The organism is Granulicella paludicola (genome assembly GCF_025685545.1).
Taxonomy (GTDB): domain Bacteria; phylum Acidobacteriota; class Terriglobia; order Terriglobales; family Acidobacteriaceae; genus Granulicella; species Granulicella paludicola.
In genome coordinates this window covers 100,079-116,168 of the sequence record NZ_JAGSYC010000021.1, presented here as the reverse complement: position 1 = coordinate 116,168, position 16,090 = coordinate 100,079, and the positions used below count along the sequence as shown (strand labels likewise).

12 protein-coding genes are annotated in these 16,090 nt (G+C 60.8%); 2 read left to right on the top strand and 10 right to left on the bottom strand.

Features of this window, described 5'->3' with window-relative positions:
• Nucleotides 1–56: 56 nt before the first annotated feature.
• The 10 genes from OHL14_RS05005 to OHL14_RS04965 all read right to left on the bottom strand — a co-directional run bounded on the left by OHL14_RS05005 (nt 57) and on the right by OHL14_RS04965 (nt 12,981).
• Entirely contained in the window at nt 57–2,363 is a 2,307-nt protein-coding gene (locus tag OHL14_RS05005; RefSeq protein ID WP_263378227.1) for a xanthine dehydrogenase family protein molybdopterin-binding subunit, read from the bottom strand.
• 109 nt (nt 2,364–2,472) lie between these two features.
• Nucleotides 2,473–3,465 (bottom strand): FAD binding domain-containing protein, encoded by a 993-nt coding sequence (locus tag OHL14_RS05000; protein ID WP_263378226.1) that lies wholly within the window; start codon nt 3,463–3,465, stop codon nt 2,473–2,475.
• Nucleotides 3,466–3,550: 85 nt separating this feature from the next.
• Nucleotides 3,551–4,219 (bottom strand): (2Fe-2S)-binding protein, encoded by a 669-nt coding sequence (locus OHL14_RS04995; RefSeq protein WP_263378225.1) that lies wholly within the window; start codon nt 4,217–4,219, stop codon nt 3,551–3,553.
• A 103-nt stretch (nt 4,220–4,322) separates the two neighbouring features.
• Nucleotides 4,323–4,886, bottom strand: a complete 564-nt coding sequence (gene kdpC, locus OHL14_RS04990; RefSeq protein WP_263378224.1) for a potassium-transporting ATPase subunit KdpC — start codon at nt 4,884–4,886, stop codon at nt 4,323–4,325.
• Nucleotides 4,887–5,021: 135 nt separating this feature from the next.
• The gene (gene kdpB, locus OHL14_RS04985) at nt 5,022–7,073 is read right to left on the bottom strand and encodes a potassium-transporting ATPase subunit KdpB (RefSeq protein ID WP_263378223.1); all 2,052 of its coding nucleotides are present in this window, start codon (nt 7,071–7,073) and stop codon (nt 5,022–5,024) included.
• Between the two features lie 18 nt (nt 7,074–7,091).
• Nucleotides 7,092–8,882: a potassium-transporting ATPase subunit KdpA gene (gene kdpA, locus OHL14_RS04980; RefSeq protein WP_263378222.1), complete on the bottom strand. Its 1,791-nt coding sequence runs from the start codon at nt 8,880–8,882 to the stop codon at nt 7,092–7,094.
• On the bottom strand, nt 8,883–8,969 hold the full coding sequence (kdpF, locus tag OHL14_RS20185) for a K(+)-transporting ATPase subunit F (protein WP_396270978.1): 87 nt from the start codon (nt 8,967–8,969) through the stop codon (nt 8,883–8,885).
• A gap of 151 nt (nt 8,970–9,120) precedes the next feature.
• A complete protein-coding gene (locus OHL14_RS04975) occupies nt 9,121–10,809 on the bottom strand; it encodes a porin (protein ID WP_263378221.1) in 1,689 nt (562 codons plus the stop codon).
• Between the two features lie 326 nt (nt 10,810–11,135).
• Nucleotides 11,136–11,822 carry a response regulator transcription factor gene (locus tag OHL14_RS04970; protein WP_263378220.1) on the bottom strand — a complete coding sequence of 229 codons (687 nt, stop codon included), beginning with the start codon at nt 11,820–11,822 and terminating at the stop codon, nt 11,136–11,138.
• Nucleotides 11,823–11,841: 19 nt separating this feature from the next.
• Nucleotides 11,842–12,981 (bottom strand): histidine kinase, encoded by a 1,140-nt coding sequence (locus tag OHL14_RS04965; protein ID WP_263378219.1) that lies wholly within the window; start codon nt 12,979–12,981, stop codon nt 11,842–11,844.
• A gap of 18 nt (nt 12,982–12,999) precedes the next feature.
• Here OHL14_RS04965 and OHL14_RS04960 point away from each other — a divergent pair, with 18 nt between their 5' ends.
• Nucleotides 13,000–14,526, top strand: a complete 1,527-nt coding sequence (locus OHL14_RS04960; protein ID WP_263378218.1) for a sensor histidine kinase — start codon at nt 13,000–13,002, stop codon at nt 14,524–14,526.
• Nucleotides 14,527–14,783: 257 nt separating this feature from the next.
• A complete protein-coding gene (locus OHL14_RS04955; RefSeq protein ID WP_263378217.1) occupies nt 14,784–15,545 on the top strand; it encodes a PP2C family protein-serine/threonine phosphatase in 762 nt (253 codons plus the stop codon).
• Nucleotides 15,546–16,090 lie beyond the last annotated feature (545 nt).

Below are 16,090 nucleotides of genomic sequence, written 5' to 3'. Positions count from 1 at the left end.
GGCAAACGAGAGTAACGTACCGTATTGCGATATAACGTTTAGGCTACCTGCGCCCCCTAAATCAGAACCTTCGAGGTCAGCAGGTCTTCAACCCGCACGGGCAGCGCCCGTACCCGAACCCCGGTTGCGTGATACACCGCCGCCGTAATCGCCGGAGCGATCCCCGCCAGCCCAATCTCGCCGATCCCGCGCGCTCCATACTCGCCGATCTGTGGGTCAGGAATGTCCAGGAAATGCACGTCGATCTCCGGCGAATCCGCGCTCGTCGGTACCACATAGTCCGCAAAGTTGTCGTTGATGGCGTGACCGTTCCGAGGATCGTAGATCGTCTCCTCCAGCAGCCCCATCCCGACACCCATCACCACCGCTCCGGCAATCTGGTTCGTCGCTGTCTTTTTATTGATGATCCGGCCGCCATCGATTACGCTCACCACGCGGCTCACGCGCAGCTTCGCAATCCCTGGGTCCCACTCCACCTCAACAAACTGCGCTCCAAACGAATGCATCGAGTAGTTCTTGGCATCCGTGTCCGAGCCCTGGCCACCCGACTTGCCCTCGCCATCCGCGCTCGCCATGTTCGCAGACTTCAGCACAGTTTCGAAGGGCACGCCGGTCGCCGCATCCTTACCCTTCTCATAGATTCGGCCGCCGCTGAACGCCAGCGTCGCCGCATCCTTGCCAGAGAAGGGGGAATCCTTGGAAGCAGCAGCGATCTGCAGCATCGTCTTGATCGCTGCCTTCGCCGCGTCAGCCACCGACGGCACCACCGAAGCAGTCGCGGTCGAGCCACCCGACATCGGCCCCGGCACATAGGAACTGTTGCCGAGCTTCACGTCGATGCGGTCCAGCGGCACACCCGTCTTATCGCTCACAATCTGCGCGACCACCGTATAAGTTCCGGTTCCGATATCCTGCGTGCCCGAGCTCACCCGAATCCGCCCGTTCTGCAGCAGACTCAGACTCGCCTGGCTCACACCGCGTCCCGCACTCCAGCTTGCACACGCGACACCCCAACCCAGCACCAGGTCGCCTTTGCGCATTGAGCCCACGGCAGGCGTGTACTTCGACCAGCCAAACTTCTCGGATCCAACTTGAAGACATTCCTTCAAATGGCGAGAAGAAAAAGGCTTACCTGTGCTCTCGTCCGTCTGCGTATCGAGGCCCATCCGCAAAGCCACGGGGTCCATCTTCAGCGCAATCGCCAGCTCATCCATAGCCGATTCCACCGCGAACAGGCCGGGAACAGCGCCCGGTCCGCGCATTGGAGTCGGTGTCCCTACATTTCTCTTCACTAACGCCGAGCTCACGCGGAGGTTCGCCGTGCTGTAGATAAACGGTGTCGCCTCGCCGCAGTTCTCGCGAATCTCATCTCCGAACGAGGTGTGGTTCCGATAGTCCTGCCCCAGCGCCAGCAGCTTGCCGTCCTGCGTGGCACCCAGCCGCATCCGTTGCTCCGTCCTCGGCCTGTGTCCCACGTTCGAGAACATCATCTTCCGGCTCACCATCAGCTTTACCGGCCGATTCAGCTTGCGCGCCGCCACAGCCGTCATCGCCGAGTGAGGCCAGGGAAACAGCTTTCCGCCGAATCCCGATCCGATGAACAGCGAGACTACCTCGATATTTTCCTTCGGCACGCCCAGCACCTGGGCCATCACGCCCAAGTGGTTCATCACGCCCTGCGAGCTCTCGTACAGCGTGACCTTCTTGCCATCCCACACTGCGGTCGTGGCATGCATCTCCATCGGGTTATGCGTCTCGACCGGAGTGCTGTACACCGCATCCACCTTCACTGGAGCCGAGGCAAACGCCGCTTCGAAGTCCCCGCGATGGCTCGCCACACGCGGCCCACCCGGCTCGCCTATCGCCGGGATCGCATCATCCAGCTTCGGCGAAACATTGAACTTGTCAGCGACATACGTCACCTTCACCGCCGCTGCTCCGGCCTGCGCCTGCGCAAACGTATCCGCCACGACCACTGCCACATACTGACCCCAATAGCTGATGACCTCGTCCTCAAAAGGAGGCCGCGCCTCGCTATTGCGCCCACCCGACCCGCTTCGAAACAGGGGCCCAATGTTGCCATGGTGCAGCACCAGCACCACGCCCGGCATCTTCTCTGCCGCGCTGGCATCGAGGCTGCCAATCTTGCCGCTGGCAATCGTCGCGCACACCGGCACGGCATACGCCAGATTCTTCGGGTGAAAGTCTGCGGCATACTTCGCCGTGCCCGTCGTCTTCAGCGGCCCGTCCACACGCGACAGGGAAGCGCCAATGATCGCCGAGGGCGGTGCGGCCGGAGCGGGCTTGCCCGAAGGTGCGCTCTGATCGCCCTGAATAAAATCGAGAAACTCGCTGAAATCCATAAGTCGAAATCTCCGCCTGCCATCTCATCTTGCTTTGTAGGGGCGGGGCTTCAGCCCCGCTATAGATGCTTCATTGAAAATGGGGCTTTAGCCCCTGAGGGACAACCGCTTAAACACTCGCCATGGTCAATGCGCGCACAAGGCACCGCTTCGAGAGCTCAATCTTGTAGCCATTCTCACTACTGGCCTTCGCATCCCTGAGAGCAACTTCAGCGGCCTTGCGGAAGTTCGCCGCATCGACGCTCTTACCCATCAGCTCATGTTCGGCCTCGAACGACCGCCACGGCTTCGTACCCACGCCGCCCAGTGCGACACGCACATGCGAGACCTTGCCGGAATCCACCTTCATCACCACCGCAGCCGAGGCAAGCGCAAACTCATACGCCGCCCGGTCCCGCAGCTTCAGGTACACCTGCTTCGATCCCGCTAACGGAGCCGGCAGCGTCACTGCCGTAATGATCTCGCCTGCCCCCAGCACTGTCTCGCGGTGCGGAGTCGCCCCCGGCACCACATGGAACTCGTGCATCGGCACGCTGCGTTTGCCCTTCGGCCCCTGAACCTCGACCATCGCCTCCAGCGCGGCTAAAGCCACGTTTTGATCGGAAGGATTCGTCGCAATGCAATCCTTGCTCGTTCCCAGGATCGCTAACATGCGATTATGTCCGCCAATCGCAGAGCACCCCGAACCCGGCTCGCGCTTGTTGCACGCATGGGCCGTATCGCGGAAGTAAGGACACCTCGTCCGTTGCAGCAGGTTCCCGCCCGTCGAAGCCATGTTCCGCAACTGCGGCGAAGCTCCTGAAAGGATCGCCTCCGAGAGCACCGCGTAGTCCCGCACCACCACAGGATGCTTCGCCACATCCGAGTTTCGCGTCAGCGCACCCAGCTTAAGTCCACCCTGCGGCGTCGCCTCAACCTTATCCAGCGGCAGCCCGTTGATGTCCACCACCACCTTCGGACGCTCGACATTCAGCTTCATCATGTCGATCAGGTTCGTCCCGCCTGCCACGAACCGCACATCCGCAATCGGCTTGACCGGACCGGCACCCGACACCGTCGCCTGATCTACCGTCGCCGCTCTACTGAACTTGAACGCATCCATCGTGAACTCCTGCCCAACCGTTCGTCATTCCGTTTCGTTTGTCATCCCGTAGGGATCAGCATTTATGCAGGATGCCAACCAGCGCCTAAGCCCGCCGAGCCGCCTGGACCGCCGCAACAATATTTGGATACGCGCCGCATCGGCAGATATTGCCGTACATCGCATGCTTCACGTCATCATCAGTAGGCCCCACGCCCTCTTTCAGTACCGCCGCCGCCGACATGATCTGCCCCGACGTGCAATAGCCGCACTGGTAAGCATCATGCTCAATGAACGCAGCCTGCACCGGATGCAGATGGTCCGGTTGCCCCAGTCCTTCGACGGTGGTGATCTCATCACCCTCGTGCATCACCGCCAACGACAGGCAGCTGTTCACACGGCGATCATTCACATGCACAGTGCAGGCACCGCACTGGCCATGGTCGCAGCCCTTCTTCGTGCCCGAAAGTTCAAGGTTGTCCCGCAGGCAATCCAGCAAGGTCGTCCGCGGATCGAGCTGCATCGGATGCGCTTGCCCATTCACCTTCAGCGTCACTGCCACAGTTCCGGCAGCGACAGCAGGGGTTGCCTGCGTCTCTGCCAGCGCAGGAGCAGCAGCCGCCAGCAACGGAGGAGCCGTTACAGCAATACCTGCAGCACCCAGATGCGATAGGAACGACCGGCGGCTCAGGCGGCTCGCAGGAGTCTTCTCGCTCTCCTCCGGCCGCAAGGCCTCATCCGGTATCAACTCAGTCTCGTTGGTCTTCTCAGCCATATCGAATTATGACTCGACAGACCTTAACTACGCCATGTGCATCGATGAAATAACTGTCATCCAATAAATAATTTCGGTACAGGCTATTCCTTTCGCGCCAAACTTATTCCTTTCGCGCCATCTCATCCAGCGCCAGGTTCAACTCGAGCACATTCACCCTCGGCTCCCCCAGCAACCCGAACTGCCGTTGCGTGATATGCCCTCGCACCAGCGCCTCCACCATCTGGGACGACATCTTGCGCTGCTCTGCGATGCGCGGCACCTGATACAGCGCTGCCGCAGGCGAGATATCTGGATCAAGCCCAGAACCCGAAGCCGTCACCAGATCTACCGGCACCGCCCCATTCGCCTGTTCCGTCGTCACACTCGCCTGCACGCGATCGATCAGCGCCTTGCTCGTAGGCCCAAGATTCGACCCCGACGAAGACCCTGCATCGTATCCAGTTCCGGCATTCGAAGGCCGACCGTGAAAGTAGCTGGCCCCCGTGAACGTCTGCCCGATCAACCGCGACCCGATTACCTCACCATTCTTCGTCAGCAGCTCTCCATCCGCCTGCTTAGGAAACAGCAGCTGCGCCACCCCCGTGATCGCCAACGGATACACAATCCCAAGCAACACACCCGTCACCACCGTATATAGAACCGCCGTCACAATATGCTTCTTCATCTCTATCTCTCCTAAAACCTTTCATGCTCTCTCAGGCCTTATCATCCTGAGCGTAGGCGGGGTCCCCGACGAACGTTCTTTGTTCGTTGGGGCGCAAGCGAAGGACCTGCTTCTTGCTTGAAGCGGCGACGATCCTTACGCCAATCCGACAGCAACAATCAGCATGTCGATCAGCTTGATGCCGACAAACGGCACGATCACGCCACCCAGGCCATACACCAGCAGGTTGCGCTGCAGCAGCGCCGCCGCAGACATCGGCCGGTACTTCACACCACGCAGCGCCAGCGGGATCAACGCCACGATAATCAGCGCGTTGAAGATGATCGCCGACAGCACCGCCGACTCCGCATTATGCAGATGCATCACATTCAGAGCGTTCAGCACCGGGAACACGCCCGCAAACATCGCAGGAATGATCGCAAAATACTTGGCGATATCGTTCGAGATGGAGAACGTCGTCAGCGCTCCGCGCGTCATCAGCAACTGCTTGCCGATAGCCACAATCTCGATCAGCTTCGTCGGATTGCTGTCGAGATCGACCATGTTTCCGGCCTCCTTCGCAGCCTGCGTGCCGCTGTTCATCGCCACGCCTACGTCGGCCTGCGCCAGTGCCGGAGCATCGTTCGTCCCATCTCCCGTCATCGCCACCAGCTTGCCCTCGGCCTGCTCGCGTTTGATCAGGTCCATCTTGTCCTTTGGCTTGGCCTCGGCAAGAAAGTCATCCACGCCTGCCTCGCGAGCAATCGCCGCCGCCGTCAGTGGGTTATCGCCGGTGATCATCACCGTCCGAATCCCCATCGCCCGCAGTTGCTCGAACCGCTCGCGCATGCCGCCCTTCACCACGTCCTTCAGGTGAATCACGCCCAGCGCCCGTCCATTCTCTGCCACCACCAACGGCGTGCCTCCGCTGCGTGCCACTGTCTCTACGGCATCACGCACCTCGTTCGGCATCTTCACTCCATGCTCTTCGAGGTATCGCCCAATCGCGTCGACAGCACCCTTGCGAATGCTGCGCCCCTCCACCTCGATACCGCTCATGCGCGTCTGCGCAGAGAAGGGAATGAACTCGGCATTCAGCTTCGCCAGCTCTCTCCCGCGCAGAGAATACAGCTGCTTCGCCAGCACCACAATCGACCGGCCCTCCGGCGTCTCATCCGACAGCGACGACAACTGCGCCGCATCGGCCAACTGCTCGCCACTCACTCCCGGCGCCGCCAGAAACTCTGCAGCCTGCCGATTGCCAATGGTGATCGTGCCCGTCTTATCCAGCAGCAGCGTGTTCACGTCGCCAGCCGCCTCAACCGCACGTCCAGACGTTGCGAGCACGTTGTGCTGCACCAGGCGGTCCATACCTGCGATACCGATCGCCGACAGCAGTCCGCCAATCGTCGTCGGGATCAAGCACACCAGCAGCGAGATCAGCACGAAGATCGTCTGCGGCGCGCCGGAGTACATCGCAAACGGCTGCAGCGTCACCACCGCGAGCAGAAAGATGATCGTCAGCCCGGCCAGCAGAATATTCAACGCAATCTCGTTCGGCGTCTTCTGCCGCTCGGCTCCTTCTACCAACGCAATCATGCGGTCAAGGAACGTCTCGCCCGGATTCGAAGTGATGCGAATCGTGATCGCATCGCTCAGCACCCGGGTTCCGCCCGTCACCGCCGATCGATCGCCACCTGCCTCGCGAATCACCGGCGCGGACTCACCCGTAATCGCGGACTCATCAACAGAAGCGACGCCATCGATGATCTCGCCATCGCCCGGAATCATCTGCCCGGCGACCACCTTCACCTTGTCATCCACCCGTAGATCCGAACTCGGAACCTCTTCCACCACGCCAGCCTTGTTCAAGCGATACGCGGTTGTCTCCGACTTCGCCAGCCGCAGCGCGTCCGCCTGCGCTTTGCCACGGCCCTCAGCCATCGCCTCGGCAAAGTTCGCGAACAGCACCGTGAACCACAACCACAACGTGATCTGCAGATCGAACCGGAAATGTCCAACCCCGCGCATCGTGTCCGCGATCAACAGCACGCTCGTAAGCACGCTACCGACTTCCACCACGAACATCACCGGGTTCTTCATCATCAACTGCGGCGACAGCTTGCGCAGAGCATCCACACCCGCGCGTCGCACAATTGCCCCATCAAATAAGGACTTGCGTCCCTTCAACTCACTTGCCGTTGACATACTCTCTCCAGTAGCTCTCTAAAACATGTGTCCAGCGTGCAGCAGCAGGTGCTCGAGAATCGGGCCCAGGCTGATCACAGGGAAGAACGTAAGCGCGCCGACGATCACAATCACCGACACCAGCAGCACCGTGAACAGCGGCGTCGTCACCGGGAACGTTCCCGCCGACTCCGGCACGATCTTCTTGCCCGCCAGGTTGCCCGCAATCGCCAACATCGGAACGATCATCATGAAGCGCCCAAAGAACATCGCGAAGCCAAGCGAGTAGTTGTACCAGTGCGTGTTCCAGTTCGAACCCGCAAACGCCGACCCGTTGTTACCCGTCGCTGACGCATACGCATACAGCACCTCGCTCAACCCATGCGGTCCCTTGTTGGCGAGCACGCTCACTCCGTTCGTCGGCATCATCACCGCAACGGCAGCAAAGCCAAGGATCAGCAGCGGAAAGATCAGCAGGTATAGCATCGCCATCTGCACGTCGTAGGCTTCGATCTTTTTGCCCAGGTATTCCGGCGTTCGACCCACCATCAACCCTGCGATGAACACCGCCACCACCACGAACACCAGCATGCCGTAAAGGCCCGCACCCACTCCGCCGAACACGATCTCGCCCAGAAGGATGTTCACCATCGGCACCATGCCGCCCAGCGGCGTGAACGAGTCATGCATCGAGTTCACCGCACCGCAACTTGCGTCCGTGGTCACCGCGGCAAACAGCGCAGAGTTCGCAATGCCGAAACGTACCTCCTTGCCCTCCATGTTCCCGCCAGCCATCGTCAACGAGGCTCGTTGGTCCACGTTATGCATCAGCGGATTCGCCTGCGACTCCGCCCAGTAGCAAGCGAACGTTGCCACGAACCACAGGATCGTCATCGCCGCCAGCACCGCCCAGCCATGCTTCGGTGAGCCCACCATCTTGCCCAGCATCACCGTCAAGCCAGCCGGTATCAGGAAGATCGAAAGCATCTGCAGGAAGTTCGTCAGCGGCGTCGGATTCTCGAACGGATGCGCACTATTGGCGTTGAAGAACCCGCCACCGTTCGTGCCGAGCATCTTGATCGCCTCCTGCGAGGCGACCGGTCCCTGCGCAATCGTCTGCGTCGTCACCGTCGTCGAAACACTCTTGCCATCTGCACCCGTTGTCGTCAGCGTCTGCGGCTCGACGAGTTTTGCGTGATCGTACGGTCGCAAATTCTGCACCACGCCCTGCGATACCAGCGCCAGCGCAAACACCACCGAGATCGGCACCAGTATCCACAGCGTTCCGCGCGTCAGATCGACCCAGAAGTTGCCCAGCGTCTTGCTCTCGCGCCGCGCAATACCGCGCACAAACGCCACAGCCAGAGCCAGTCCCACCGCCGCCGACCAGAAGTTATGTGTAGCCAGCCCGAGCATCTGTGTCAGATAACTCATCGTGGTCTCGGGCACATAGCTCTGCCAGTTTGTATTTGTTGTAAACGAGATCGCCGTATTCAGCGCCGTGTCCGAAGCAACGCCCGGCAGATGTTGTGTGTTCCACGGCAGGAAGCCCTGCAACCGTTCCACGCCATACGTCAACACCAGCGTGACCGCGCTGAACGCGAACATCGCGAACGCATACTCGGTCCATCGCATCTCGTGTTCGCGATCGACACCCGTCAACCGGTACAGCAGTCGCTCAATGGGCCCAAGCACAGGGTCAAGCCACGTCCTGCGCCTCGTCTTGCTATCGACGTCAAACACACTCGTAAGGTAACTGCCCATCGGCTTTGCTAGCAGTAAAATCAGCGCGATGAACAGGGAGATCTGTAACCAGCCATTCAGTGACATCTAGAACTTCTCCGGACGCAACAACGCGTACACAAGGTAAATCAGTAACAACCCAGCCAGCACGAGCGATACGATCTCTTCGATCATCGAGGGCCGCCTTTCAAGCGCTGGCAGCCAGCCATGTAGGCCAGCCCCAGCGCAAACAATGCACCTGTTATCAGCAGTGCCAGAACGTCGTACATACTGCCTCCGTACCTTTGTTAGGGGAGCGGGTGAAGCGCACCCGCTCCCATCTTGTTTAGAAATGCCAGATCAGATCGGCAGCGACGGTAAGCGACGATGTTTTGCCGCGTCCTGTTGCCAACGCCGCGCTTGGCGAACCTGCCTGCCACTCCTGCGTGTCGCTCGCAACCGAACTGCCTGCGCTAATGTCCGTGCACGATACCGGCTTGCCATCGAGCGTGGTGAACTTGCTGTAGCACTTCGTATAGCTCACTTCAGGACGGAACGTGATCGTTGAACCTGACCAGAAGTCGAAGCCGACCATATGCTCCTCATAGGCCGCTGGAGTGCCGGTGCGCTGGCCCTTGATGTCGTCCACATACTCATTGCGGATGTTCAACGACGCAGTGTTGTGCCAGAAGTTGTGCTCCACGTAGTTCGTGATCGCCCACTCCGGCGCAAAGCAGGTCGAAGACTGTTTGGACGCAGCCAGCCGCGGGTCCTGACACACGGCACCGAAGTTCAGGTTCACGCCTGCGCCATTTGTCTCCGGCCACGGATGCGCGGCCGTCTTCGCATAGCCGCCGTTGTACCAATACATATTCGGCACGTCTTTCATGTACTGATACCAGACCTCGGTATCGGTGTGCCACGTCGGGCTGATGCGGTGATACCACGTCTCGTAGAACGCAGTCAGATTGTTGTATGCGTACTTTCCGTCATTGATTGTGTTGTCGCAGGTGTTCAGCGCATCGCCGCCATTGTGCCAGGTAAACACGACGCATACGTTGCCCGTCGGCTTGGCGTCCGTCGTCCACGGCATCGTGTCGCAGCTGGCCGAAAGGCCGCCCTGTACCGTCCAGTTTCTGTTGATCTTCGTTGTTACGTTCACGCCCACCTGCGTGTAGCAATCGTACGTGTACAGAATCGAATGGGAATACGTGTAGTTGTTCGGCGCCAGCTGCGCTTCGATATCGGGCAGCGAAATATAGCGGCCAACGCGCACCACTGTGCCCTCGCCCACATGCGGCAGGTACATATCGAAATAAAACATCACGGGATCAAAGCCGTACTGAGAGTTCTTCACCAGCAGTTGCTGACTCAACAAACCGTGCGACGTCGTAAACCGGTAGTCGGTGCCGTACAACGCCGTTACCCGATAGCCCCAGTCGAAGTGGTCGTTCTGCGCCGTGTTCTCCAGCCGCTCGAAGTACAGCGCCAGCTGATCCAGCTGCACCGTATTCGAGTACACGTCATATGCCGCTGGCGCATTCGCCGCGATGCCTTTGCTTGCGTTGGTCTTATTATTCGTAGAACCGTTTGCTCCGACCTCGATCCAGCCGTAGATCTTGTTCACATCTTTATTGGCATCGATGGCCTGCATCAGCGGATACGTCTGTCCATCCGGCGCTCCAACGACGACTGTGCCGCCGATCGGCCAATCGCTCGCTGGGTACGGAGGGGAGGGAAGCGGCGCTGGCGTGCCGCGGCGAGGCTCCTGCGGCACTGCGGTACCGGGACCATTGCCTGCCCAGTCTGCCGCATAGGCGCGACCCAGTCGGTGGAAGAAGCTCTGATCGAGCGGTACGGCAGGCGTCGGTGCCGCCGTCTGCGCCGTCTGCCCGTCCGCTTGCGGCTCACTCGCCGAGGGACCGTTGCTGCTGCTAATGTCGCTGCTGCTACTCGTGCTGCTGCTCTGTGCCACCGCGAACGGTGCGGTCAGCATCCATAGTGCCGCCATCATCATTGCTTTCTTGCTGAACATCAATTGGCCTTTCCTTTACAAAGTGCTCTTGGATTTTTTGAAGAGTGGATCACCGTGCCGAACTCCATCCGCGTCGCAGAGATCGCGTCGCGGACGCGTCACCGCATTGCAGGGATCAGCCCGCAGTCGCTGCACGAGGGGTTGTCATGGGAGTCCGCCGGATTCGTCCCGGACCGGGCGCTGCAGAAGAACTCAGATACTGGACACTGCGAGACATGGCGTACATTTCCATGTATCTAGTGAACGATGTGTCCCCGTAGGAAGTCCGTAGGGACGGCGTTGAGATTTCGTAGAGAAGGCATTAAGAAGTTGTGAAGACGAGCTTCCTATAAACCTTCGGGTTGACCCTTCAACCGATACCCCACCCAGGGTTCGCTCTCGATATACCGCGAGCTGTCGGTCGCATCCAGCTTCTTCCGCAGCTGTGCCACCAGCACCCGCAGATACTCCGGCTGGTCCTCGCCCGCAGGCCCCCACACGCTCCGAAGCAGATGCCGATGCGTCAGCACCCGATCAGGACTGCCCGCGAGCAACAGCAGCAAGTCGAACTCCTTCGGCGTCAGATGTGTCTCCACCCCCTGAACCTTCACCCGCCGCGTCGCCGTATCGATCGTCAGTCCGCCTACCGTGATCGCCACCTGCTCAGGCTCCGCTCGCATGCCTTTGCGTAGGTTTGCGCGTACCCGCGCCAGCAGCTCCTGCATGCTGAAAGGCTTGGTCACATAATCATCCGCGCCTTCATCGAGCGCCGCCACCTTGATCGGCTCCTGGCCTCGCACTGACAACACGATGATCGGCACCTCGGAGATGCTGCGAATCGCCCGCGTCAGCTCCAGCCCATCCATCTCCGGCATCGACAGATCGGTGATGATCAGGTCCGGCGCAACGCTCTTGAACAGGTTGAATGCCTCCATCCCATTGTTCGCGACAGACACCTCGTACCCGCTGCTTTGCAGCGAGGTCCGCAGCACTCGGGTAATCTGCCGTTCATCGTCAACAATCAGGATGCGCATACTTGAATCCTATACGGCCTTACCGTTCCTCATGTGTCACGATGTGCAGATCCACATGCGGAGCCTCCGACATGAACCGCTGGATCGCCAGGTAATACATCCACTTCTTCATCCCATGTAGCGCCGAGCGCCCAAAGATCGTCTGCGTGATGCGGTTCTCGGTCACAAAAGCCGCCGTCGTCGATGGAATATTCTTGCCCGTCAGCTGCACCACCTGCGCTCCCAGGTTCCGCGCGAACTGCAGACTCGTCTCCAGCACCCGCTTTCGCTCGACGCTCTCATCCTTTGCACTCGCCACATGCACCACGTAAAACTCGCCGCCTAGGCCCTCCGCCAGGCGAGCCCCACGCGCAATCAAGTCCTTCGCCTGCGCACTCGCGCTGATGCACACCGCCACCTTCTCCGTCACCGACCAGTGCGCACCCAGCTGCTTGCGCTTCACATAGTCATCCAGCGTCCGATCCACCGCTCGCGTCACCCGATGCAGCGCCATCTCGCGCAACGCAATCAGGTTGCCGCGACGAAAGAAGTTCTGCAGAGCTCTCTCCGCACGTTCCAGCGGATAGATATCCCCTCGCCGCATCCGAGTTGCCAGTGCCTCCGGCGTCAGATCGCTGATCACAATCTCATCAGCTCTATCCAGCACCCAGTCCGGCACTGCCTCGCGCACCGCCACTCCTGTCAGGCTCTGTATCCGAGGCGTCAGGCTCTCCACGTGCTGCACATTGATCGTGCTCAGCACATCGATGTTGTTCTCAAGCAGCAGCAGCACATCCTCATACCGCTTCGCAAAGCGGCTGCCCTCGATATTCGTGTGGGCCAGCTCATCCACCAGCACGATCTGCGGTCGCCTCGCCAGAATCCCTTCAAGGTCCATCTCCGTAAACATCGTGCCCTTGTAGTCGATCTCCCGCTGCGGTACCTGTTCCAGCTGCACGGCCAGCTCCGCCGTCCCTTTGCGACCGTGCGTCTCCACCACGCCGATCACCACATCCTCACCGCGGGCCTTGCGCCGTATCCCCTCGCTCAGCATGCTGAACGTCTTGCCCACCCCCGGCGCATAGCCAAGGAATACCTTCAAGCGACCGCGCGTCTTCTCCGGCTCGGCGGCAGGCAACCAGTCTTCCGGACGTTTCCTTGGTGCCTCACTCGTCGCCAACGTCGTAGTATCTCCTTTGTGAACTCTCAGCGTGTCATCGCCGTCGTCAAGTGGGCAACCGCAGCCTTGGTCCTTGCCGGAATTGTAGTCGTAGATCGTCGCTGGCTCCATGTCAATCAGACCACCGTCGCTCTCACGCTGCTTCTCTTCATCCTCTTTCTCGCCGCGCGCTGGGGTCTGCGCTACGCCGTCGTCACCTCCATTGCCGCCACCTTTCTCTACAACTACTACTTCCTGCCGCCCATCGGCACGCTCATCATCAACGACCCTCAGAACTGGCTCGCCCTCTTCGCGTTCCTCGCCACCTCGGTCGTCGGAGCCCGTCTATCCGAACGTGTTCGCGAGGAAGCAGCCGACGCCCGCCTTCGCCAACGTGAGCTTGAAGTCCTCTACACCCTCAGCCGCGAGCTCCTCCAGACAGAAAACGTAGCCGGCCTGCTCAACTCCATTGCTCCCGCCATCCTCCTCGTCACCCACGCCGACGCCGTCGTGCTCTATCTCCTCGACGGCGACCGTCGCTACCTCGCCGGCGACCCCGCAGCCATACCCATGGACGAAATCGGCATGCGCCAGCTCGCCCTCACCCTGCCCTCAGCGGACACCACCACCGACAGCACCACTGCCACGCACTTCGGCCAGCGCGAAGCCCGCATCCCGCTCCACGTCGGCGTTCGTCCCCGCGGTCTGCTCATCCTCAAGTCCGTGCATCTCTCTCCTGAAACCCTCGAAGCTATCGGCGGCCTCATCAGCGTCTCCATCGACCGTGCCCAGGCCCTCGAAGACGTCTCCCGCGCCGACGCCGCCAAGGAGAGCGAACGCCTCCGCGCACTCATGATCGACTCCATCACCCACGAGCTCCGCACCCCGCTCACCGCGATCAAAGCCTCAGCCACGACGCTCCTCTTTCACGACCCCTGCGGCGCGAACGCCCTCGATCTCGAATCCCAGCGCGACCTCCTCACCGTCATCGACGAAGAGACCGACCGCCTCGACCGCCTCGTCTCCCAGGCCGTCGAGATGGCCCAGCTCGACGCGCAGGAGGTTCACATGACCTTCGTGCCCACCGACCTCGCCGACGTCATCACCTCGACACTGCGCGCCTGCGCCACCGCTCTCACTGGCCACGAACTCCATCAACAGGTCCCCGCGCTGCCCCCCGTTCTCGCCGACGCCGGCTACATCGAAAAAGTTCTCGCCAACCTCCTCGAAAACGCCGCCAAGTACTCACCCTCCGCCTCGCCCATCTTCCTCTCCGCCGAAACCCGCCCCAACGCCGTCCTCGTCTCCGTCGCCGACCACGGGCAGGGCATCGACACCTCCGAGCAGGAACTCATCTTCGAGCGCTTCTACCGCGCCAGCACCCAAACTGGTCTCACCTCCGGCACCGGCATGGGCCTTGCCATCAGCCGAGCCATCCTCGAAGCCCACCACGGCACCCTCGCCGTCACCAGCCAGCTGGGTGAAGGCTCCGTCTTCACCTTCTCGCTCCCCATCGCCCACCAGCCGCTCAGGGAACCCCCCGCGTCTTCGGGAAGGTCGGATTAGATGCTGTTTTGAAGGGGACGGGCTTCAGCCCGTCCGTTCGAAGCTCAGTGAAATTTGGGGCTTTAGCCCCCGGGGCTGTGCTTCTCCCGCCCCTCTTTTTGTCATTCCGTAGCGAAGCGCAGGAATCCGCATCTGGCCCTGTCCTCACGCCCCTCTCCTGCGAACCGCCTCGCACTACGCCATCTCATCGGCTATACTGGCGTGCGGACTGTTTCTCTGGCCCCAGCGTTCCCTGCAAAGTTGTAAGGACTCCAAGCATGATCGTCGCACCGAAGATCGACGCTGCCGCCCAGACCGACGTAGGTCTCGTCCGCCGCAATAATCAGGACAGCTTCGGCATCGACAACGAGCTTGGCCTCTACGTCGTCTGCGACGGCATGGGTGGAGCCGCCGGTGGCGAGGTCGCCAGCCGCATCGCCGTCGACACCTTCCTCGACGTCGCCCGCCAGGAACTCCTCAGCCTCCGCGACGCTAACCCCGAATGTACCCGCTGCTCTATGCTCCGCGCTGCCGCTGCCGCCAACCGCGCCGTCCTCGCGCACGCCGCCTTTGACATGAAGCTTCGCGGCATGGGCTCCACCCTCGTCGCCGCCCGCATCGTCGGCGACCTCGCCACCGTCCTCAACGTCGGCGACAGCCGCGCCTACCTCTTCCACGCCGATACCGCCGACCAACTCACCCACGACCACTCCTTCGTCGCCGAGCAGGTCCGCCGCGGCCTCATGACCCCCCTCGAAGCCGAGCGCTCCGTCTACCAGTCCGTCATCACCCGCGCCATTGGCGCCGACCCCGACGTCGCCCCCGACCTCTTCGACGCTACCCTGAACCCCGGCGACTCGCTTCTCCTCTGTTCCGACGGCCTTACCCGCCACGTCAGCAGCGCAGAACTCGCCACCCTCATCGCCGATACCGCGCACCTCCCCGTAGAACTCGCCTGCGACCGCATGATTCAGCTAGCCAAATCCCGAGGCGGCTCCGACAACATCACCTGCCTCCTCCTCCGCGCCAACCCCGCCTAGAGAGACGAGTCGGGAAACCTTGTCATCCTGAGCGCAGGCGGGTCCCCGACGAACGTTCTTTATTCGTTGGGGTGCAAGCGAAGCACCTGCTTTTCTATGCATGGCCTCAACTCAGGTAACCCGACCCTCCAGGGCCGGGTCTCACCGGATTCTGAAGGCATAACCGATCCATGTCCAACGAATCGGCCGTGCTCGCCCTCGCATTTGCTGTCGTTTCTTTGCTCTGCCTCTGCTTCTTTGCTCTTGCCGTTGATCTTGCTTCCGGATAGGTCCTGGGCTTTAGCCCAGACACTTCGAATCACTCCGAAATCGGGCTTCAGCCCCTGGGTTATGCCTTCTCTCCTCAGGCAGAACATCCAAAATCAACGCCCCATCTCTCGTAACAAGTCACCCCCTGCAAGACCTGACGAAGAGAGAACACCCAGAAGTCCGAAACTCCATAAAGAAAAGAAGTTTCGACCCGATACTCGTTGATGAGCATCGTTGACCATCGCCGCAAAAGTCCATTGCGCAGCAAGGCTACCCCGCAGGCAACCTGCGGCATC

Coding starts and splice junctions, on each gene's coding strand:
- OHL14_RS04975 (WP_263378221.1), bottom strand. CDS start 10,809: ATGTTCAGCAAGAAAGCAATGATGATGGCGGCACTATGGATGCTGACC.
- OHL14_RS04955 (WP_263378217.1), top strand. CDS start 14,784: ATGATCGTCGCACCGAAGATCGACGCTGCCGCCCAGACCGACGTAGGT.
- OHL14_RS04970 (WP_263378220.1), bottom strand. CDS start 11,822: ATGCGCATCCTGATTGTTGACGATGAACGGCAGATTACCCGAGTGCTG.
- kdpC (WP_263378224.1), bottom strand. CDS start 4,886: ATGAAGAAGCATATTGTGACGGCGGTTCTATATACGGTGGTGACGGGT.
- kdpA (WP_263378222.1), bottom strand. CDS start 8,882: ATGTCACTGAATGGCTGGTTACAGATCTCCCTGTTCATCGCGCTGATT.
- kdpB (WP_263378223.1), bottom strand. CDS start 7,073: ATGTCAACGGCAAGTGAGTTGAAGGGACGCAAGTCCTTATTTGATGGG.
- OHL14_RS05000 (WP_263378226.1), bottom strand. CDS start 3,465: ATGGATGCGTTCAAGTTCAGTAGAGCGGCGACGGTAGATCAGGCGACG.
- kdpF (WP_396270978.1), bottom strand. CDS start 8,969: ATGATCGAAGAGATCGTATCGCTCGTGCTGGCTGGGTTGTTACTGATT.
- OHL14_RS04995 (WP_263378225.1), bottom strand. CDS start 4,219: ATGGCTGAGAAGACCAACGAGACTGAGTTGATACCGGATGAGGCCTTG.
- OHL14_RS05005 (WP_263378227.1), bottom strand. CDS start 2,363: ATGGATTTCAGCGAGTTTCTCGATTTTATTCAGGGCGATCAGAGCGCA.